Origin of the sequence: Nocardioides sp. (assembly GCF_036493135.1) — a bacterium.
Taxonomy (GTDB): Bacteria; Actinomycetota; Actinomycetes; order Propionibacteriales; family Nocardioidaceae; genus Nocardioides.
On record NZ_DASXQG010000021.1, the window covers coordinates 1 to 19,287 of the forward strand.

The following is a 19,287-nucleotide window of genomic DNA, read 5'->3' on the forward strand; positions in this document are numbered from 1 at the left end:
GAGCGATAGTACGTATCAATCGGCCGCTCATTCCCTGGTAGGTCCCGGCCGATTGATACGTACTATCCGGAAAGGCGCCTGGGTGGAGCTCCACGTCACGCTGGAAGGTCCGGGCGACCGTGTCGCACGGATCTATCGGGCGTTGCGCGAGGCCGTCCTCGACGGACGCCTTGCCGCCGGTGACCGTGTGCCGGCGAGCCGCGACCTCGCCGGTCAGCTCGGGGTGGCCCGCGGCACGGTCACCGCGGCGTACGACCGCCTGACCGCCGAGGGCTTCCTCGAGAGCCGTCCCGGGTCGGGCACCTACGTGGCGGACGTGTCCCTCGAGGCACCAGCCGGCAGCGGCCGACGGCGCGCGCGCCCCGGCGCCGTACGACCGCTCCCGCTGTGGGACGGCCAGGCGCGGCCACCCACTCCGCACAACCGCCGTCTGCACGACCTCTCGATCGGACTGCCTGACCCGGCGCTGTTCCCACTGGAGGTGTGGCGGCGGCTGGTGTCCGCCCAGCTGCGCCGCTCGCGCCTGGAGGAGGCGACGTACGGCGGGCGCGGGTCGTTCCGGCTCCAGAGCGAGATCGCCCGGTTCCTCGGGCTGTCGCGGTCGGTCGTCGCCTCCGCCGAGGACGTCGTCGTCACCGCCGGAGCCCAGCAGGCGATCGACCTCGTGGCCAGGGTGCTGGTCGCGCCCCGGACCGTGGTGGCCGTCGAGGATCCCGGGTACGCCGCGGTACACCGCCTGCTCGAGACGCACCGCGCGGTCCTCCGCGGCGTACCGGTCGATGACGAGGGCCTGGTGGTCGACGCCCTGCCGCCCGAGGCGCGGCTCGTCTATGTCACGCCGTCGCACCAGTTCCCGACCGGGGTGTCGATGTCGTTGAGCCGCCGTACCGCGCTGCTGCGCTGGGCCGCCGAGCGCGACGCGGTGGTGCTCGAGGACGACTACGACAGCGAGTACCGCTACTCCCGGCAGCCGGTCGAGCCACTGCAGAGCCTCGACCGCGACGGCCGAGTGGTCTACGTCGGCACGTTCTCCAAGTCGCTGCTGCCGGCGCTGCGGACCGGCTTCCTCGTGCCGCCGCGATCGCTGACGCCCGCCTTGCGCGAGGCCAAACGGGTCACCACGTGGGAGGGCGACCTGACCACCCAGGGGGCGCTCGCCGAGTTCCTGGCCGAAGGCCACCACGCCGCCCACGTACGCCGCGCGACCCGCGTCTATCGGGAACGCCGCGCCCTGGTCCTCGACGGGCTGGGTCGTCTGGACGACGTGCTCCGCGTCGTCCCTTCGGTCGCCGGGCTGCACGTGTGTGCGCGGTTCCGTGACGAGGCGACCGACGACCGGGCCCTTGTTGCCCGGGCCGCCGCACGCGGCGTACGGACGGAGGCGCTGTCGGACCACCATCGCGACGAGCCGCCGCGGCCGGGCCTGGCGATCGGGTTCGCCGGCATCGAGGCGGAGGAGATCCCCGGGGCGATGGCGCGGCTGGTGAGCGCCGTACGAGGCTAGGCGGTCGGGACCGCCTCGACCGGTTCGGACGGCGTGTAGTCCGGGTCGGCGGCGGGCGCGTCCGGGTTCTCCCCGGAGCCGGCCTGGGCCTGGTTCGACCAGTTCTCGAGCTCGCTCATCACGCGCCCGTGCTGATCGACGCAGATCACGACGAGGTCGCCCCGGTTGGCGCGCGAGAGAGCGTGCCGGACGGCGTCGATCTCCTCCAGCACCACCTCGACCTGCTTGCAGCGGGCGCCCTCCGACATCGCGTGGCGGACGCCCTCGGCCACCAGGTTCGACGTCGAGCCGCGCTCGCGGCCACGCAGCTGGTCGTCCTCGCGGACGATCAGCACGTCGAAGTGCGCCGCGGCGACCGCACCCAGCTCGCGCATGTCCTCGTCGCGCCGGTCGCCGGCGGTGGCCACGACACCGATCCGCGAGAGCCGGCCGAGTTCGGACGAGGCCGAGAGTGACTCGCCGACGCGGTCGACGAAGTCGCCGAGCATCCGCATACCGGGAGCGTTGTGGCAGTAGTCGACGACGACGTGCACGCCGTTCACGTCGACCTCGTTGAGGCGGCCGGGGGAGAGGTAGTAGTTCGTCGAGAAGGAGCGCATGCCCTGCCGGATGTCGTGCAGAGGAGCACCGGCCGCGAACGCCGCGGCGGCGGCGGCGAGCGAGTTCTGGACGTTCATCCGGGCTCGGCCGTTGAACGTCGCGGGCAGCAGGTGGGTCCACGCGAGCTGCATCTCGCGATGCCCGTGCTTGACCACGATCATCTCGCCGCGGTCGGAGGGGTTGAGGACCAGCGCCTTGCCGCCGCGACGGCAGTGCGCCTCGATCATCTCCCGCACGTCCGAGCCCGGCTCCTCCATGGAGAACCACACGACCTGGCCCGAGCACCGGCGCCGCATCTCCCGCACCAGCCGATCGTCGGCATTGAGTACGGCGTGCCCGTCGCGAGGCACCGCCTCGACCACGACGGCCTTCACGTCCGCCAGCTGCTCGACGGTGTCGATGCCGCGCATCCCGAGGTGGTCGGGCTGGACGTTGAGGACGACGGCGACGTCGTTCCGCTCGTAGCCGAGGCCCTCCCGCAGGATGCCGCCGCGGGCGACCTCGAACACCGCGAAGTCGACCCGCGGGTTCTGCAGGACCATCCGGGCGCTGCGCGGTCCGGACGCGTCGGCCTTGATCAAGAGCCGCTCGTCGATGACGACACCGTCCGTCGACGTCATCCCGACCTTGCGCCCCGTGCCCTTGAAGATGTGGCTGATCATCCGTGCCGTCGTCGTCTTCCCGTTGGTGCCGGTCACGGCGACGATCGGGATGCGCGACGGGGCACCCGGCGGGAAGAGCATGTCGACGACCGGCTTGGAGATGAACTGCGGCTCCCCGATCGTCGGGTGGGTGTGCATCCTGAACCCGGGGGCGGCGTTCACCTCGCAGATGGCGCCACCGGTGTCGCGCACCGGCTGCGTGATGTCGGGACAGATGAAGTCGATGCCGGCGATGTCGAGCCCGATCATCCGGGCCGCCTCCTCGGCGATCTCGACGTTCTCCGGGTGTGCCTCGAAGGTGCGGTCGATCGAGATACCGCCGGTCGACATGTTGCCGGTGAGTGCGAGCTTCACGGTCTCGCCTTCGGTGGGGACCGACTCCCAGGTGTGGCCCTGGCCCTCCAGCACCTCCTGGGCCGCGGCGTCGACCTTGATCCTCGTCAGCACCTTCTCGTGCCCGACGCCGCGCCGCGGGTCGGCGTTGGTGAGCTCGACGAGCTCGCGCACGGTGGCCCTGCCGTCGCCGGTCACCGACGCGGGCACGCGCTCGGCGATCGCCACCATCCGGCCGTCGATGATCAGGCAGCGGTAGTCCTTGCCCGTGACGAACGACTCGACGATGCAGGTGCCGCGCCGGGACTGCTCCTCGGCGACCGGGAACGCGGCGCGCACCTCGTCGTCGTTCCGGAGGTTGAGGCAGACGCCGCGGCCGTGGTTGCCGTCGAGCGGCTTGACCACCACGGGGAACCCGATCCGCCGTGCCGCGGCCACCGCGCCGTCGGCGTTGCGCACCGATTCCTGCTTCGGCACCGGCAGCCCGGCCGCGCCGAGCAGCCTGGTCGTCAGGTCCTTGTCCGAGGCGATGTCGACGGCGATCGAGCTGGTCTCGGAGGTCATCGTCGCCCGGATGCGCTTGGCGTGGACGCCCTGACCGAGCTGGACCAGGGAGTACTGGTTGAGCCGGATCCACGGGATGTCGCGGCTCACGGCCTCGTCGAGGATCGCCTGCGTCGACGGACCGAACGCCGTGCGCTCGGCGCGGATGATGAAGCTCTCGAGCTCGCTGTCCCAGTCGAACTCCGGGTCCGCCTGGACCAGATGGTTGACCAGCCGGGCCGCGAGCCGGCCGGCGGCGAGCCCGACGTTCTCGTCGATGTAGCCGTAGATGACGTTGTAGCGGCCGCGCTCGCCCTTCACGCCTCGGGTCTTGCCGCGGCGGATGTCGTGCCCGACGACCTGTTGCAGCGCCAGCGCACAGTGCTCGGTGACGTGGCCCAGCCAGGTGCCCTCGTGGAGCCGCTCGACGAAGCCGCCCCTGCGACCGCGCGAGCACGAGTGGTGGACGAGACCGGGCAGGGCCCCGAGAAGGTGCTCGGTGAAGCCCGGGAGCTTGTCGGTGGGAAAGTCCTCCAGCCCGCCCAGCTCGACGACCAGGTGGATCGCCCGGTCGTAGGACCAGATGTTCGGTCCGCGGTAGACGCGGGTCTCGACGATCTCGAGGTCGGGGGTCGGACGTTCGGTCACCGGGGGTCTCCGTCCTGCTCCTCGTGAGGGGGCTGTCGGTCGGCAATGTCACGGCCAGTCTTGCGACTCCTGCGTGTGCGGGCCAGACGCCTGCGTAGGTGCGACGGACCCACGTCGCCGGACGCGATGGCGTGTGCCATGTGGCGGAGGTCTGCCTGCGCCCCCGCGACCTCGGCGGCGTCCGCGGCGGACCTCTGCGGGGTGTGCGGGAGCAGGGTCCGCTCGGTCAGGTCGTACGCCGTGCCTGCCGGCAGCACGTGCAGCACGATCCCGCTGGCCAGCAGCGGCGATGAGCGCTTGGCCTCGTAGGAGTTCGTGACCAGGTCGGTCGGATCGAGGATCGTGACGGCCCCGCGTCCGGAGACGCGCAGCACCTCGTGGCCGTCCTCGAGCGTCACGGTCGCGCAGGTGTCCTCGTCGACGCCGATCCCGAGCAGCTGCGGTGACTGGGACACGATCATCAGCAGCCGGCCGTAGCGGTTGCGCTGGTCGAAGTGCTGGTCGATCACCGTGGTGTCGAGCAGCCCGAGCCCGGCCGCTACCTGGGTCATCCGCTGCTTGGGCGTGGCCCCACCGGGCCCGAAGGCGACCATGTGCGACGACTGGATGCTCGCGCCGGCCGAGGTGCCCCCGACGACGGCGCCGCGCTCGTGGGCCCGGACCACGGCGTCCCCGACCGGGGTGCCGCAGATGACGGCCGAGAGCTTCAGCTGGTTGCCCCCGGTCATGAAGACGGCGGTCGCCTCGTCGACGAGCTTCACCAGGTCGGGGTCGTAGGCCTCCTCGCGACTCTCGGGACGGCAGGCGGTGACCTCGCCGGCGCCCAGCTTCCGGAACAGCGCGTCGTACACCTCGACGACCTCGCCGCCGAGACTCGACGCGGTCGGGATCACCACGATCCGGGCGTCGGCGCCGCCGGCGACGGCGACGAAGTCGGTGAGGATCGTGCGCCTGCGGAGCTTGTCCTCGGCGCCGCCGATGATCATCAACGGACCCGGCCCCGACCTGACGTCCGGGGCGGGGCCGCCCGACGGTTGATGCTGCTCGTCGGCGACCTGATGATCGGGGCGAGGCATGACAGGGAAGGCTAGCCGGTGCCAGAGTGCGCGTGTGAGCGTGCAGTCGGAACCGGGAGGGCGCCGGCTCGTGGTGATGCGCCATGGGAAGGCCGAACCCGGTGGGGAGACCGATGCCGTGCGCGAGCTGGCGCAGCGCGGCTGGAACGACGCGCTCGCAGCCGGGCGCTGGCTGGCCGGAAGCGCGATCACGCCCGACGGCGCGCTGGTGTCGTCGGCGCGCCGTACCCGGTCGACCTGGTTGGCCGTGGCCGAGGGTGGCTCGTTCGAGGCGGAGGCGTCGTACTCCGACAGCCTCTACAGTGCCGGCCCCGAGACCGCGCTCGACCTGGTCCGCGAGACCGACGACGACGTGACCACGCTGCTGGTCATCGGCCACAACCCGACCATGGCCTACCTCGCCCAGCTCCTCGACGACGGCAGCGGTGACGAGGAGGCGCACCGTGAGATGGCGGTCGGGTTCCCGACCTCCGCCCTGGCCGTCTTCGAGGTGACCGTGTCCTGGGCCTCCCTCGAGCTGGCGTCCGCCCGCCTGATCGCCTTCCACGCCGCTCGGACCCGATAGTACGTATCAATCGGCAGGCACCGCCCGCGGCAAGTCCCTGCCGTTTGATACGTACTATCCGACGGGCGGTGCGGGTGTGACGACGCCGTGGGCGAGGTCCAGGGCCTCGATCTCCTCGCGGCTGATGCCGAGGAGGTACATGATCGCGTCGAGGTAGGGCACGTTCATCGTGGTGTCTGCGGCCTGCTGCACGAGTCCCTTGGCGTTGTAGGCGATGCCGAGGCCGGCGATCTCCAGCATGTCGAGGTCGTTGGCGCCGTCACCGATGGCGACCACGGACTCGACGGGGACCCCGACCTCACCGGCGAAGTAGCGCAGCGCGTCGGCCTTGCCGGCCCGATCGAGTACGTCGCCGACGATGCGCCCGGTGAGGACGCCGTCGACGATCTCGAGCTCGTTGGCCCGCGCATAGTGGATGCCGAGATCGTTCGCCAGGCGGTCGGTGATCTGGCTGAAGCCGCCCGAGACGAGGGCGAAGCGGTAGCCGAGCCGGCGCAGGATGCGCACCAGGGTGCGGGCACCGGGGGCCAGGACCAGCGCGTCGTACACCTCGTCGAGGGCGGACGCCGGGATCCCCGCGAGGAGCTCGACGCGAGCTCGGAGCGACTCCTCGAAGTCGAGCTCGCCACGCATCGTCCGCTCGGTGACCGCCGCCACCTCGGTCCGGTGCCCGCTGTGAGCGGCCAGCAGCTCGATCACCTCGCCCTGGATCAGCGTGGAGTCGACGTCCATCACGATCAGCCGCATGGCGCGCCGTAGCAGGCTCGCGGACTGGACCGCGACGTCGACGCCCTGCACGGCCGCCTCGAGACTGAGCATCGCGCGCAGCCGGTCGGGATCGGCGCCCGAAACGTGCAGGTCGATGGCGGTCACCGGGTAGCGGGCCATCCGCTCGATCCGGTCGATGTTGGCGCCGCTGTCGGCGATCCGGCCCGCGACGGCGGCCATCGCCGAGGCCTTGAGCGGCGCGCCGATCACGGTGACGTGCGAACGGCCCTCGCGCCTGACCTTGTTGTCACCGGTGCCGCGATCGACCTCGACGCTCATGCCGAGCTCCGTCGCGGTGGCCTCGACGGCGTCGCGCAGCTTCTTCCAGTCGCGCGGGGCGGTGACCAGGATGCCCAGGATCAGCCGGCGCCGGAGCACGATCTGCTCGATGTCGAGCACCTCGACGCCGGCGTAGGTCAGCGTCCGGAACATCGCCGACGTGACGCCGGGTCGGTCCTTCCCCGAGATCGTGAGGAGCAGCGTCTCCGGCATCTGGTCGGTCATGGCCCCCCGAGGCTATCGAGGCCCGAGGGCCGTCGGTGGTGGTCCCTACCGTGTCGAGACATGGCAGACAAGACAGCACCCCGGCACCACACCTTCGACTACGTCGAGCTGGCCGCGCCGGACATCCCGGCCGTGAAGCAGTTCTACGCCGATGCCTTCGGGTGGAGCTTCACCGACTACGGCCCTGAGTACTCCGGCATCCATCGACCCGGCGGCGGAGAGATGGGCGGCCTCAACCCGGCACGGCCCGCCGGCCCCGGGCTGCCGCTGGTGATCCTCTACAGCGACGACCTCGATGCGACGTACGCCGCGGTGCAGGCAGCGGGCGGCACGATCGACGAGGAGCCGTTCGAGTTCCCGGGCGGTCGACGCTTCCACTTCAGCGACCCGGCCGGCAACGCGCTCGCGGTGTGGACCGAGGTCTGAGATTCGTTCGGCTCGCGAGCAAGCTCGCGTCGCTGCTCGCTGCGGCCGTTCTGCCCCGGCTTCGGCGGGTCAGAAGCGTCCTCGCTCGGGCCAGACCTCGGGGGAGAACGCCGCGACGAGTCCACGGCGCGCGGCTGCGCCGAGAGGCTGGAGCGCTGCCCGCCGACCCGTCACCTCGGCGGCGCTGAGGGCGCCGCCGTCGTCCTCGAGCGCGAGGTCGACGATCGCCCGCGCCTGCAGCGCCCTGGCCGCGAGCTCGGCACACCTCTCCGGAGTCCCCGGCGGAGGCTTGATGGAGGGCGGGCGGTGCAGGTTCATCAGGACGTCGGCCACCTCGGGGCGCCAGCGGGCGACGTCGAGGTCGGCCAGGGCCGTGGCTGCCTGCTGGAGCGCTCGACGCAGACCTCGGTCGGCCTCGCCCACATCGCTGAGCTGCCGCGGGGCTGCGTCGTACGCCGTCCACTCGATCGCCGCGCCGACGCGACGAGGCACGAGGCCGATGGCTCCGGCGACGACGGCCTCGCCCGCCTCCAGGGCGGCCGCGCTGAGCTCACGCGGGCCACCGATCCCGACCGGGTCACCGGGCTCGGGCAGGGCCAGCCCGCACATCTCGGCGCCGTTGATCCGGAGCTCGGCCAACGCCCGGGCGAGCGGGACCGAGCCGTCGACCCCGGGCAGGCCGGCCACGACGTGGGTGGCGTCATCCCGCAGCACGGCGTCGAGGGCGAGGTCGGTGACCACCCGACCGCGGAGCCAGGACGTGCCCCACCACGCGAGACGCGCGGAGACCGGAAGAGCGGGCTGCACGCGCACGACACTAGGCTGGCGCGCATGGTCGCGGTGATCGAATTCGCCGACGTGACCGTGCGACGGGGCTCCGCAACGCTGCTGGACAAGATCTCGTGGCGCGTCGCCGAGGGCGAGCGCTGGGTGATCCTCGGGCCGAACGGCGCGGGGAAGACGACCCTGCTCCAGGTCGCCTCCGCGCAGATCCACCCGACCGAAGGCGTCGCCGGGATCCTCGACGAGGTGCTGGGCACGGTCGACGTCTTCGAGCTGCGGCCGCGGATCGGCCTGACCAGCGCCGCCCTGGGCGACCGCATCCCGCGGCACGAGCTGGTCCGCGACGTCGTCGTGAGCGCGTCGTACGCCGTGATCGGGCGGTGGCGTGAGGCGTACGACGACCTCGACCACGACCGTGCCCACGAGCTGCTCGCCGCGGTCCGGGCCGACCATCTGCTGGACCGCACGTTCGGCACGTTGAGCGAGGGGGAGCGTAAGCGGGTGCAGATCGCCCGGGCGCTGATGGCCGACCCCGAGCTGCTGCTGCTCGACGAGCCGGCCGCCGGCCTCGACCTCGGCGGCCGGGAGGATCTCGTGTCCACGCTGTCGACCCTCGCCCTCGATCCGGCGGCGCCCGCCACCGTGCTGGTCTCGCACCACGTCGAGGAGATCCCGCCCGGCTTCACCCACGCGCTCCTGCTGCGTGAGGGGCGGGTGGTCGCCGTCGGCCCGATCCGTCAGGTGATCAACGAGGAGCATCTCACCGAGACCTTCGACATGCCTCTCGTGCTCGCCTACGAAGGGGGCCGCTGGACCGCGCGTCGACGGGCGCGGCGCCGCCCCGGCGCCTGACCCCGATCGCCCGTCCGGCGCGGTGTCGCGGGATAGGCTTCAGGCGTGGATTGGCTGGGGAATCATCTCTGGGCCGCCTGGATGGTCCTGGCGGTCGCTCTGGGCGTGGCCGAGATGGTCAGCCTCGACCTGATCCTGATCATGATCGCGGTCGGCGCCGTCGTCGGCGCTCTCGCTGCGCTCGCGTCGTTCCCCCTCATCCTCCAGGTTCTGCTCGCGGCCGGCAGCTCGGCCGCGATGCTCGCCCTGGTGCGCCCCAACCTGGTCAAGAAGCTCCATCAAGGACCCGACCTGGTCACGGGCATGAACAAGCTGGTCGGGCAGCAGGGTGTCGTCACCGAGGAGCTGTCCACCCACCACCCGGGGCGGGTGAAGCTGGCCGGAGAGATCTGGTCGGCCTGCCCGTACGACGAGTCCCTCACGATCGCCCCTGGGGCTACGGTCGAGGTGTTCGCGATCCGCGGCGCCACGGCGTACGTGCACCCCATCGGCGAGCTGATGCCCTGATCCCTCAAGAGAAGGAGCGGCCATGGAGGTCGTTTATGCCCTGCTGATCCTGGTGGTGCTGTTCGTCATCGTGATGCTGGCGCGGACCGTGCGGATCATCCCGCAGGCGCGGGCAGGCATCGTCGAGCGCTTCGGCAAGTACAAGGAGACGCTGCCGGCCGGCCTCAACATCGTGGTCCCGTTCGTGGATCGGGTGCGGTACTTGATCGACCTGCGCGAGCAGGTCGTGAGCTTCCCGCCGCAGCCGGTGATCACCGAGGACAACCTGGTCGTCTCGATCGACACCGTCATCTACTTCCAGGTGACCGACCCGATCGCCGCGACGTACGAGATCGCCAACTACATCCAGGCGATCGAGCAGCTCACGATGACCACGCTGCGCAACATCGTCGGCGGGATGGACCTCGAGGAGACGCTGACCAGCCGTGACCAGATCAACTCCGGTCTGCGCGGCGTGCTCGACGAGGCCACCGGCAAGTGGGGCATCCGCGTCAACCGGGTCGAGCTCAAGGGCATCGACCCGCCTCCCTCGATCAAGGACTCGATGGAGAAGCAGATGCGCGCCGATCGCGAGAAGCGGGCCACCATCTTGACCGCCGAAGGTGGGCGACAGGCCGCGATCCTGACCGCCGAGGGTGAGAAGCAGTCGGCGATCCTCTCGGCGGAGGGTGCGCGCGAGTCGCAGATCCTGCGGGCCCAGGCAGACCGGGAGGCGGCGATCCTGCGGGCCCAGGGCGAGGGCCAGGCCATCCAGACGGTCTTCCAGGCGATCCACGACGGACAGCCCGACCAGTCGCTGCTGGCCTACCAGTACCTCCAGATGATGCCGAAGATCGCCGCCGGCGACGCCAACAAGGTCTGGGTCATCCCGTCCGAGATCACCAAGGCCCTCGAGGGCCTCGGCTCGTCGGTCCACGAGATCGCCGGAATCCCCCACAAGGTGGACGGGCCCCTCAAGCGCGTCGACATGGGGTCGACCGAGGCGCCGACCCTGCGCGGGTCGGGAGCGTTGGACGACGAGCTGTCCATGGCCAACAAGGCCGTCGAGGACGCGATCGCCGAGGCCGAGCGGTCGGCCAACCCCGGGCGCAACTCCGAGGGGGCGCACCTTGCCGAGCCGCCGGATGACGCCGTCAGCGACGACACCACGGGGGCTCCGCCCGCGTAGTGACGTTTCTGCAGATGGTGGCGGTGCTCATCGCGGGCATGGCCGCCGGGACCATCAACGTCGTCGTCGGGTCGGGGACCCTGATCACCTTCCCCACCCTGCTGGCGTTCGGCGTACCTCCGGTGACCGCGAACGTGTCGAACACGATCGGCCTCGTCCCCGGCGTGGCGTCGGGCGTGATCGGCTACCGGCGCGAGCTGAAAGGGCAACGAGCGAGATCGATCCGGCTCGGCAGCGCGTCGTTGGCCGGTGGCGTGGTCGGGGCGGTGCTCCTGCTCGTGCTGCCGAGCAGCGCCTTCCGCGCGATCGTGCCGGCACTGATCCTGGTCGGGCTCGTCCTGGTCGTGCTTCAGCCGCGCATCTCGGCGTGGGTCAACAAGCGGCACGAGGGCGCCACCGGCGAGTTCGGCCCGTGGTGGGTGTGGGCGGCCGTGCTCGGCACCGGTGTGTACGGCGGATACTTCGGCGCCGCGCAGGGCGTGATCCTGATGGGCATCCTCGGGATCGCGATCAACGACTCGCTGCAACGCCTCAACGGCCTCAAGAACGTGCTCGCCGGTCTGGTGAACGGCATTGCCGGGCTGATCTTCGTGTTCGTCGCCGACGTCGACTGGACCGTGGTGGCGCTGATCGCCGCGGGCTCGATCATCGGTGGTCAGCTCGGCGCCACGGTGGGCCGCCGCCTGTCGCCGGTCGTCCTTCGCGTGGTGATCGTGATCGTCGGCCTCGTCGCCCTCGCGTCGTTCCTCCTCAAGTGAGGCGGGCTACCCACCTTGACGTACGTCGTGCGCCGGTGGGCCCGGGGCGCCGCGACGGGCCGAGGACACAGAGACACGCCCGGTCAACGAGCGGTTGGCTTGCTCTGCTTGATCTCAAAGACGTTGCCTTCAGGATCCCGGAAGTAGGCCCACGGGTCCGGCGAGTCACCCCCCATGATTTCGCTGATCGGCGTGATACCACGACGGATGAGTTCGGCGCGGGTGGCCTCGATGTCGTCGACTTCGAACCCGACTTGGAACCTGCGCCCGTCGTACTCGGGAATCTCTGAACGCTCGATCACCTCGAAGATCTCGCCCGTAGGCACGATGAAGTGTGCGAAGCCCGGGCCGGCGTGGTCCTCGGGAACGCCCAGCATCTCGCCCCAGAAGGTCCGCTGGGATTCCAGGTCGTCAACCACCACCCCGATCCAGGTCGGCCAACCGAACAAGCCATCGTGCTGCTTCACCGTGACCTCCAGTCCTCGGATGGGAGTCTGTGACCTCAAGTCGACTTGAGGTCAAGGATGCGACTGCCAGCCGTGACCGGGCGCGGGGCAGCGGCGTGAACCCGGCGTTCGGGCCTAGGGCTGCCAGCCGGTGGCATCACGATGGTCGGAGTCGGCCCCCAGGAAGTCCCGGACGAGCAGGGCGTAGCGAGCCGTCTCGCCATGCGCCTCACGGACCTGGATGTTGACCGACCTTCCGCCGTCCGGCGGGCCGAACACCCGCTTCGGATGGGTGGTCGACCCGAGCGCCTCGGCATGGTTCCACTCTTCCTGCCTCTCCCAGAGACATCTCCTCAGCCACCGTCCGACGGTCGGTGCCGAGTCGGTGCCGAGTCGGTGAGCCGGACCGCGCTCGACCTTCCTGGCCTTGCCTGATGCTTCTGCGGCGTTGCATCGGCCAGGAAGCATCGGATTCACCGCGTCGGCGGTGAATCCGACACCAAGCTCACATCCGGGGCCGCGGGACTAACCTTCGGCGTACGCCGTCAACCACCGGCCGAGCTCGTCGAAGGCGCGGGCACGGGGCTCCTCGCGGGAGAGGAAGACGTCGTGCCGGGCGCCCTCGATCCCGACGTAGGTGACGTGGTGTCCCAACGCCGGTGACCAGCGCCGGATCTGCTCGACGTCGAGGACGATGTCGGTGGAGTGGACGTCCTCGCCGAGCTCGGTGGGGGTGGTCGACCGCGTGCTCGTCAGGACCAGCGCCGGGAACGGGAGCGAGAGGCCGCGATGCAGCTCGGTATGGCCACGTCGCACCGCCGCCAGCCATCCGGCGTACGCCGGCCACGACGCGATCGGTTTCCACTCCAGGTTGAAGTCCCAGTCGCCCTCGTGGTCGCGGTGCAGTGACCGGGCGTAGAGCCCGGTCACGGTGCGGGGGATGATCCGCATCGGCTGCCGCTTCGCGACCTGTTGCACCACCGGCGTCAGGCCCAGCCGCACCCACGCCTTCCCCTGCAGGTCGAACCACGGGGCGTTCAGGGCGATCCCGCGCGCCTCGATACCCCGCGCCTGCGCCCACAGGGGCCCGGTCAGCCCGCCCGTCGAGTGCCCGCTCAGCACGACGTGCCGGTGCCCGGACGTGATCCTGTCCCAGGCCAGGTCGAGCTCGGGGTAGTAGTCGGTCAGGTCGGCGACGTAGTTCGGCGTCTGGTGGGGCAGGATCGACCGGCCGTACTTGCGCAGGTCGAGCGCGAAGAAGTCGTACCCGCGCTCGTTCCACCACTCGGCGTACGCGGTCTGGAAGAAGTAGTCGGCGAAGCCGTGCACGTGCAGCACCGCCTTCGTCGTACGACGTCCGGTGCCACCCGATCGGACCGGCCGCCGCACGAGCGTCGCGACGACCCTCCCCTCCTCGTCGTCGGGAAGCTCCAGCGTCTCTGCCGTGTACGGCGCTCCCAGGACGTCGCGTCTTCTGGTGGCCGGGCGGCCGCTGGCGGTCATGGGCTCATCCTGGCAGCCGGTCACCTCGGCACCGGTCAGCCGGAGCCGAGAACGACCCACCGCTCGGTCCGCGCCCGCCGGACCATCCCGACCAGCCGCACCATGATGAAGGCCGTCAGACCGGCCCACACCCCGCCGATGCCCCAGTCCCAGTGCGACGCGGCGAGGGTCAGCGGCACGAACGCGCCGAGCGCGGCGACGATCGTGATCGTGCGCAGGAACGCCACGTCTCCGGCGCCGATCAGCACGCCGTCCAACCCGAACACGATCCCGGCCGCCGGCAACATCACCACGAACCACGGCCACAGCACGTGGGCCTGGTGCAGGACCGCCGGTGACGAGGTGAACAGCCGCGGGATCACCGACCACCCCGCGGCGTACACGGCGGCGAATGCGGTGCCGGCACCGAAGCTCCAACGCGACACCTGCCCCGCGAGCTGCCGGGCCACGCGCGCGTGGCTGGCACCCAGTGCGGCGCCGACGAGCGACTGGGCGGCGATCGCGAACGAGTCCAGGAGCAGCGCGGTGAACTCCCACAGCTGCATCCCGATCTGGTGCGCCGCGATCTGTGCGGTGCCCATGCGGGCGGCGACTCCGGCCGCCACCATGAACGCGGCCTGGAACGCCGCGGCTCGCACGATCAGGTCGCGTCCGAGCACGAGCTGGGCCCGCATCACGCCCAGGTCCGGGCGCCGCCCGGCGGTCTCCCGGTGCAGTGCGCGCAGGAAGAGCCCCGCCGCCACCACCTGGGCACCGAGGTTCGCCCACGCGGAGCCGACCAGTCCGAGCCCGAGCGGGTAGACGAGCAGCGGCGAGGCCAGTGCCGACAGTCCGTTCGCGACCAGCACGATCACCACCGGCGCCCGGGTCAGCTGCACCCCGCGCATCCAGCCGTTGCCGGCCAGCACGAGCAGCACCATAGGCATCCCGCACAGCGCGATCCGGAACCACTGCTCCGCCGGCGCCTGCAGCTCGGTCGAGGACCCCGTGAGCAGCCGCACCAATGGTCCGGCGAGGAGCTGCCCGACGACCACCACGACCACGCCGATCACCACGGCGAGGTACGACGCCTGCACGCCCTCGTCGACGGCCCGGTCGCGCTGGTCGTCGCCGAACCAACGAGCGGCCCGGGACGTCGTGCCGTACTCGACGAACGTCCCGACGATCGCCAGCACCGCCATCAGGGTGGTGCCGACGGCGAGCGCGCCCAGCGCGTGTGCGCCCAGATGTCCGACGACCGCGGTGTCGACCAGGAGGTAGAGCGGTTCGGCCGCGAGCACCAGGAACGCCGAGGTCGCCAGCGTGAGCATCCGCCGGACGCTGAGCTGCGCGGTGGGGTCCTGCCTCATGCCTCGCTCGTGGCGGCCACGAGCGCCGCGAACAGGGTGTCGTCCTCGCCCACCTCGGGATGCCACTGGACGCCGACGCAGAACCGGGGGCCCGGCCGCTCCATCGCCTCCAACGACCCGTCCTCGGCCCACGCCACGGCGTCGTACCCGGGATGGGCGTCGACCGACTGGTGGTGGTGACAGCCCACGGTGACCACCTCGCCCACCACCGACCGCACCCGCGACGCGTCGGCCGTGCGGACGTGGTGTGCGCCGAACGCGTCGGCGCCCGGGCTGTGCGACTCGTGGCCGACCAGGTCGGGGGTGTGCTGGTGGAGCGAGCCGCCCGCGGCGACCGCCATCATCTGCATACCGCGGCACACTCCGAGGGTCGGCAGGCCGGCGGCATCGGCGGCTCGGAGCAGAGCGGTCTCCCAGGCGTCACGGTCCGCCCGCCAGCCCGACGTAGCGGGATGTGCCTCGGACGCATAACGACCCGGGTCCACGTCGGCACCGCCGGTCACCACCAGCGCGTCGATCCGGGCGACCACCGCGCCGGCGGCATCGTCGCTCCCGGACGCCGGCGGGAGCAGCACCGGTACGCCGCCGGCGCGGGTGACGGAGTCGGCGTACTGAGCATGCAGCAGGTCCGCAGCCGTGTCCCAGACGCCCCAGCGTGCGTTCTCGCGGTACGTCGTCAGCCCGACGACCGGGAGCTCAGAGCGGGGTGACATAGGCCCCGCTGATGCCGCCGTCGACCAGGAAGGTGTTCGCGGTGATGAAGGACGCGTCGTCGGAGGCCAGGAACAGCACGGCGCCGGCGATCTCCTCGGGCTCCCCGAACCGTCCCATCGGCACATGCACCAGACGCCGTGCGGCGCGTTCGGGGTCCTTCGCGAACAGCTCTTTCAGCAACACGGTGTTCACGGGCCCGGGGCAGAGCGCGTTGACGCGGATCCCGTCGCGGGCGAACTGCACGCCGAGCTCGCGGCTCATGCTGAGCACGCCACCCTTGGACGCGGAGTAGGAGATCTGGCTGGTCGCGGCGCCCATCACCGCGACGAATGACGCGGTGTTGATGATCGAGCCGCGCTTCTGCTCGAGCATGTAGGGCAGCGCCGCCTTGCAGCACAGGTAGACCGAGGTCAGGTTGACCTCCTGCACCCGCCGCCACGCGTCCAGCCCGGTGTCCAGGATCGAGTCGTCGTCGGGCGGGCTGATCCCGGCGTTGTTGAACGCGATGTCCACCGAGCCGTAGGTGTCCTTCGCGGTCTTGAAGAGCGCGTCCACCTGCTCCTTGTCGGTGACGTCCACGTGCACGTACGTCGCCTGCGTCACGCCTCCCAGCTCGCCGACGACGTGCGTCCCGGCGTGGTCGTCGATGTCGCCGATCACGACCCTGGCGCCCTCGGCGGCGAACCGGCGTACGGTCGCGAGCCCGATCCCCGAGCAGCCGCCGGTGACGACGGCCACCCGGCCCTCGATGCGTCCTGCCAACTTCTGTTCCTTTCCTCAATGGTTTCGAGACGGTCGCACAGCGACCTCCTCGACCACCGGCTAGTGGGCGATGAAGACGTTCTTCTCCTCGGTGAACGCATACGGCGCGTCCGGGCCGAGCTCGCGGCCGAGGCCGGACATCTTGTAGCCGCCGAACGGGGTCCAGTACCGCACGCTCGAGTGGCTGTTCACGCTGAGGTTCCCGGTCTGGACGCCGCGCGAGACCCGCAGTGCTCGGCCGAGGTCGTTGGTGAAGATCGACCCGGACAGCCCGTAGTCGGAGTCGTTCGCCAGTGCGACGGCCTCGTCCTCGTCGTCGAACGGCATCACCGCGACCAGCGGCCCGAACACCTCCTCGCGCCAGACCGGCTCGGTCACGTCGGCCGACTCCACGACCATCGCCGGCAGCCAGAACCCGCCGGCGGTGTCGGGGCCATCGGGCGTGGCGCCCTGGAACGCCACCGTGGCGCCGTCGGCGTAGCGCTGCACCGAGTCACGTTGTCCGGCCGAGACCATCGGCCCCATCTGGCTGGCCTCGTCGCCGGGGTCGGTCACCCGCCACTGCACGACGGCCCTCTCCATCCGGCCGAGGAACTCGTCGTACGCCGAGCGCTGCACGAGGATCCGCGAGCGGGCGCAGCAGTCCTGGCCCGCGTTGTCGAAGACCGCCCCGGGAGCCGCGGCCGCGGCCGCGGCGACATCCGCGTCGGCGAAGACGATGTTCGCGCTCTTGCCGCCCAGCTCGAGAGTCACGTGCTTCACCTGCTCCGCGCAGCCGGCCATGATCTGCTTGCCGACCTCGGTCGAGCCGGTGAAGACGACCTTGTGCACGTCGAGATGCGTGACGAAGCGGTTGCCGACGACCGAGCCCTTGCCCGGGACCACCGTGAAGACCCCGGGTGGGATGCCGGCCTCGAGCGCCAGCTCGCCGATGCGGATCGCGGTCAGCGGCGTGATCTCGGCCGGCTTGAGCACGACCGTGTTGCCGGCCGCCAGGGCCGGGGCGAATCCCCAGCCGGCGATGGGCATCGGGAAGTTCCAGGGCACGATCACGCCGACGACGCCGAGCGGCTCGTGGAACGTGATGTCCACGCCGCCGGCCACCGGGATCTGCTTGCCGACGAGGCGCTCGGGCGTGGCCGAGTAGTAGGTGAGGACGTCGCGGACGTTGCCCGCCTCCCAGCGTGCGTTGCCGATGGTGTGCCCGGCGTTCTCGACCTCGAGCCGGGCGAGCTCCTCGTTGTGGTCGCCGACGATCGCAGCGAACGCGCGCAGCAGGCGAGCGCGCTCGCCCGGCGCCACGTCGCGCCACGCCGGGAAGGCGTCGTGCGCGGCCTCGATGGCGGCGTCGGTCTCGGCCTCGGTGGCCGACGGAACCTCTCGGATCTCGCGACCGGTGGCGGGGTTGATGAGTGTGGTCGTCACGTCACATTCTCTCGAAGGAGCGGGCGAGCTCCCAGTCGGTCACCGCCGCGTCGAACGCCTTGAGCTCGACGTCGGCCATGTTCGTGTAGTGGTCGACGACAGCGTCGCCGAACGCCGCGCGCGCGATCGTCGAGGACGCCCACGCCTCGCGAGCCTCACGCAACGTGTGCGGCACGTGCGGCTTGTCGGAGTGGTAGGCGTTGCCTTTCAGCTCCGGCTCGAGCTCGAGCCCCTGGTCGATGCCCTGGCGGCCGCCGGCCAGCATCGCGGCGAGCGCGAGGTACGGGTTCACGTCGCCCCCGGGCACGCGGTTCTCCATCCGGGCGCTGGGGCCGTGCCCGACCAGGCGCACGGCACAGGTGCGGTTGTCCTCGCCCCACGCGATCGCGGTAGGGGCGAACGAGCCGTCGGCGAACCGCTTGTAGGAGTTGATGTTCGGGGCGTAGAGCAGCGTGAAGTCGCGCATCGTGGCGAGCACGCCGGCCACGAAGCTGTCGTACATCGACGAGCGCGCGCCATGACCGGCGCCGGTGCCGTCCCAGAAGACGACGTCGCCGTTCGCCCCTCGCAACGAGAGGTGGATGTGGCAGGAGCTGCCCTCGCGCTCGTTGTACTTGGCCATGAACGTGATCGCCTGCCCGCGTTGGGCCGCGATCTCCTTGGCGACGGTCTTGTAGACGCTGTGGTTGTCCGCGGTGACGAGCGCATCGGCGTACAGGAAGCCGATCTCGTGCTGGCCGAAGTTGCACTCACCCTTGGCGCCCTCGACGTCCAGACCGGCGGCGTACATGGTGTTCCGGATGTCGCGCAACAGGGGCTCGGCGCGCGTCGTACCGAGGATCGAGTAGTCGACGTTGTACTGGTTGACCGGCTCGAGGTCGCGGTGGCCCATCCGGTGCGCGTCCTCGTACGACGTGTTGAACGCGATGAACTCCAGCTCGGTGCCCGCCAGCGCGACCAGGTCGCGGCCGGCGAACGCATCGAGCTGGGCCTTGAGGATCGACCGCGGCGACTGCACCACCGGCGCGTGGTCGAGCCAGACCAGGTCGCACTGCACCATCGCGGTCGCGGGCAGATGAGGGAGCAGCCGGATCGTGTCCCAGTCGGGGACGAACTCCATGTCGCCGTACCCGCGCTCCCACGAGGAGATCGCGTAGCCGTCGACGGTGTTCATGTCGACGTCGACGGCGAGCAGGTAGTTGCAACCCTCGGTGCCGTGCTCGACCACGACGTCCAAGAAGTACTGCCCGTGCAGGCGCTTGCCCTGTAGCCGCCCCTGCATGTCGGTGAACGCGAGGATGACGGTGTCGATCTCGCCGGTCTCGATCCGCTTGCGCAGGTCGTCCAGGGTCAGGTAGCGGTCGTTGGGTGGCATGGGTCTCCCTGTCTGT

General features: G+C 70.8%; 19 protein-coding genes. 7 read left to right on the plus strand and 12 right to left on the minus strand.

The genetic code is table 11. The annotated features are described in order from the left end of the window. The first annotated feature begins 82 nt into the window (after window positions 1-82). Complete coding sequence (locus tag VGJ24_RS03465) at window positions 83-1,504, plus strand: PLP-dependent aminotransferase family protein (protein WP_331499097.1); 1,422 nt, start codon at window positions 83-85, stop codon at window positions 1,502-1,504. Here the strand turns inward: VGJ24_RS03465 and cphA are convergent. Next, window positions 1,501-4,290 (minus strand): cyanophycin synthetase, encoded by a 2,790-nt coding sequence (gene cphA / locus VGJ24_RS03470; protein ID WP_331499098.1) that lies wholly within the window; start codon window positions 4,288-4,290, stop codon window positions 1,501-1,503. The two genes, VGJ24_RS03465 and cphA, sit on opposite strands and share 4 nt — an antisense overlap. Further along, entirely contained in the window at window positions 4,287-5,366 is a 1,080-nt protein-coding gene (locus tag VGJ24_RS03475; protein ID WP_331499099.1) for a cyanophycinase, read from the minus strand. The genes cphA and VGJ24_RS03475 overlap by 4 nt, the downstream gene beginning before the upstream one ends. A 34-nt stretch (window positions 5,367-5,400) precedes the next feature. Between VGJ24_RS03475 and VGJ24_RS03480 the strand changes: the two genes are divergently transcribed. Then, a complete protein-coding gene (locus VGJ24_RS03480) occupies window positions 5,401-5,931 on the plus strand; it encodes a histidine phosphatase family protein (protein ID WP_331499100.1) in 531 nt (176 codons plus the stop codon). Between the two features lie 54 nt (window positions 5,932-5,985). Here VGJ24_RS03480 and serB read toward each other — a convergent pair whose 3' ends face one another. Next, window positions 5,986-7,203, minus strand: a complete 1,218-nt coding sequence (gene serB, locus VGJ24_RS03485; protein WP_331499101.1) for a phosphoserine phosphatase SerB — start codon at window positions 7,201-7,203, stop codon at window positions 5,986-5,988. Window positions 7,204-7,263: 60 nt separating this feature from the next. On the opposite strand from serB, the gene VGJ24_RS03490 reads away from it, so the two are divergent. Further along, the gene (locus VGJ24_RS03490) at window positions 7,264-7,629 is read left to right on the plus strand and encodes a VOC family protein (RefSeq protein WP_331499102.1); all 366 of its coding nucleotides are present in this window, start codon (window positions 7,264-7,266) and stop codon (window positions 7,627-7,629) included. 69 nt (window positions 7,630-7,698) lie between these two features. Here the strand turns inward: VGJ24_RS03490 and VGJ24_RS03495 are convergent, their stop codons facing one another. Beyond that, the gene (locus VGJ24_RS03495) at window positions 7,699-8,442 is read right to left on the minus strand and encodes a hypothetical protein (RefSeq protein ID WP_331499103.1); all 744 of its coding nucleotides are present in this window, start codon (window positions 8,440-8,442) and stop codon (window positions 7,699-7,701) included. A gap of 18 nt (window positions 8,443-8,460) precedes the next feature. On the opposite strand from VGJ24_RS03495, the gene VGJ24_RS03500 reads away from it, so the two are divergent. Genes VGJ24_RS03500 through VGJ24_RS03515 form a run of 4 tightly spaced genes read left to right on the plus strand, consistent with a single transcriptional unit; the run spans window position 8,461 to window position 11,697 of the window. Next, the gene (locus VGJ24_RS03500) at window positions 8,461-9,264 is read left to right on the plus strand and encodes an ABC transporter ATP-binding protein (protein ID WP_331499104.1); all 804 of its coding nucleotides are present in this window, start codon (window positions 8,461-8,463) and stop codon (window positions 9,262-9,264) included. Window positions 9,265-9,309: 45 nt separating this feature from the next. Beyond that, a complete protein-coding gene (locus tag VGJ24_RS03505) occupies window positions 9,310-9,771 on the plus strand; it encodes an NfeD family protein (protein WP_331499105.1) in 462 nt (153 codons plus the stop codon). Window positions 9,772-9,793: 22 nt separating this feature from the next. Further along, on the plus strand, window positions 9,794-10,939 hold the full coding sequence (locus tag VGJ24_RS03510; RefSeq protein ID WP_331499106.1) for an SPFH domain-containing protein: 1,146 nt from the start codon (window positions 9,794-9,796) through the stop codon (window positions 10,937-10,939). Beyond that, window positions 10,939-11,697: a sulfite exporter TauE/SafE family protein gene (locus tag VGJ24_RS03515; protein WP_331499107.1), complete on the plus strand. Its 759-nt coding sequence runs from the start codon at window positions 10,939-10,941 to the stop codon at window positions 11,695-11,697. Before VGJ24_RS03510 ends, VGJ24_RS03515 begins: the two co-directional genes overlap by 1 nt. Window positions 11,698-11,780: 83 nt before the next feature. On the opposite strand, the gene VGJ24_RS03520 is transcribed toward VGJ24_RS03515, so the two are convergent. The 8 genes from VGJ24_RS03520 to VGJ24_RS03555 all read right to left on the minus strand — a co-directional run bounded on the left by VGJ24_RS03520 (window position 11,781) and on the right by VGJ24_RS03555 (window position 19,271). Next, window positions 11,781-12,164 carry a VOC family protein gene (locus VGJ24_RS03520; RefSeq protein WP_331499108.1) on the minus strand — a complete coding sequence of 128 codons (384 nt, stop codon included), beginning with the start codon at window positions 12,162-12,164 and terminating at the stop codon, window positions 11,781-11,783. Window positions 12,165-12,278: 114 nt separating this feature from the next. After that, window positions 12,279-12,611 (minus strand): hypothetical protein, encoded by a 333-nt coding sequence (locus VGJ24_RS03525; protein WP_331499109.1) that lies wholly within the window; start codon window positions 12,609-12,611, stop codon window positions 12,279-12,281. 57 nt (window positions 12,612-12,668) lie between these two features. Beyond that, window positions 12,669-13,646 (minus strand): alpha/beta hydrolase, encoded by a 978-nt coding sequence (locus tag VGJ24_RS03530; protein ID WP_331499110.1) that lies wholly within the window; start codon window positions 13,644-13,646, stop codon window positions 12,669-12,671. Between the two features lie 35 nt (window positions 13,647-13,681). Further along, on the minus strand, window positions 13,682-14,995 hold the full coding sequence (locus VGJ24_RS03535) for an MATE family efflux transporter (protein WP_331499111.1): 1,314 nt from the start codon (window positions 14,993-14,995) through the stop codon (window positions 13,682-13,684). Beyond that, complete coding sequence (locus tag VGJ24_RS03540; RefSeq protein WP_331499112.1) at window positions 14,992-15,708, minus strand: gamma-glutamyl-gamma-aminobutyrate hydrolase family protein; 717 nt, start codon at window positions 15,706-15,708, stop codon at window positions 14,992-14,994. Before VGJ24_RS03540 ends, VGJ24_RS03535 begins: the two co-directional genes overlap by 4 nt. Continuing rightward, window positions 15,692-16,471, minus strand: coding sequence for a 3-oxoacyl-ACP reductase (locus tag VGJ24_RS03545; RefSeq protein WP_331499113.1), 780 nt, complete (start codon window positions 16,469-16,471; stop codon window positions 15,692-15,694). The genes VGJ24_RS03540 and VGJ24_RS03545 overlap by 17 nt, the downstream gene beginning before the upstream one ends. Window positions 16,472-16,531: 60 nt before the next feature. Next, window positions 16,532-17,896 (minus strand): aldehyde dehydrogenase family protein, encoded by a 1,365-nt coding sequence (locus VGJ24_RS03550; RefSeq protein ID WP_331499114.1) that lies wholly within the window; start codon window positions 17,894-17,896, stop codon window positions 16,532-16,534. A 1-nt stretch (window position 17,897) separates the two neighbouring features. Then, complete coding sequence (locus VGJ24_RS03555) at window positions 17,898-19,271, minus strand: glutamine synthetase family protein (RefSeq protein WP_331499115.1); 1,374 nt, start codon at window positions 19,269-19,271, stop codon at window positions 17,898-17,900. Window positions 19,272-19,287 lie beyond the last annotated feature (16 nt).

Coding starts and splice junctions, on each gene's coding strand:
- VGJ24_RS03475 (WP_331499099.1), bottom strand. CDS start 5,366: ATGCCTCGCCCCGATCATCAGGTCGCCGACGAGCAGCATCAACCGTCG.
- serB (WP_331499101.1), bottom strand. CDS start 7,203: ATGACCGACCAGATGCCGGAGACGCTGCTCCTCACGATCTCGGGGAAG.
- VGJ24_RS03535 (WP_331499111.1), bottom strand. CDS start 14,995: ATGAGGCAGGACCCCACCGCGCAGCTCAGCGTCCGGCGGATGCTCACG.
- VGJ24_RS03490 (WP_331499102.1), top strand. CDS start 7,264: ATGGCAGACAAGACAGCACCCCGGCACCACACCTTCGACTACGTCGAG.
- VGJ24_RS03500 (WP_331499104.1), top strand. CDS start 8,461: ATGGTCGCGGTGATCGAATTCGCCGACGTGACCGTGCGACGGGGCTCC.
- VGJ24_RS03540 (WP_331499112.1), bottom strand. CDS start 15,708: ATGTCACCCCGCTCTGAGCTCCCGGTCGTCGGGCTGACGACGTACCGC.
- VGJ24_RS03525 (WP_331499109.1), bottom strand. CDS start 12,611: ATGCTTCCTGGCCGATGCAACGCCGCAGAAGCATCAGGCAAGGCCAGG.
- VGJ24_RS03510 (WP_331499106.1), top strand. CDS start 9,794: ATGGAGGTCGTTTATGCCCTGCTGATCCTGGTGGTGCTGTTCGTCATC.
- VGJ24_RS03555 (WP_331499115.1), bottom strand. CDS start 19,271: ATGCCACCCAACGACCGCTACCTGACCCTGGACGACCTGCGCAAGCGG.
- VGJ24_RS03530 (WP_331499110.1), bottom strand. CDS start 13,646: ATGACCGCCAGCGGCCGCCCGGCCACCAGAAGACGCGACGTCCTGGGA.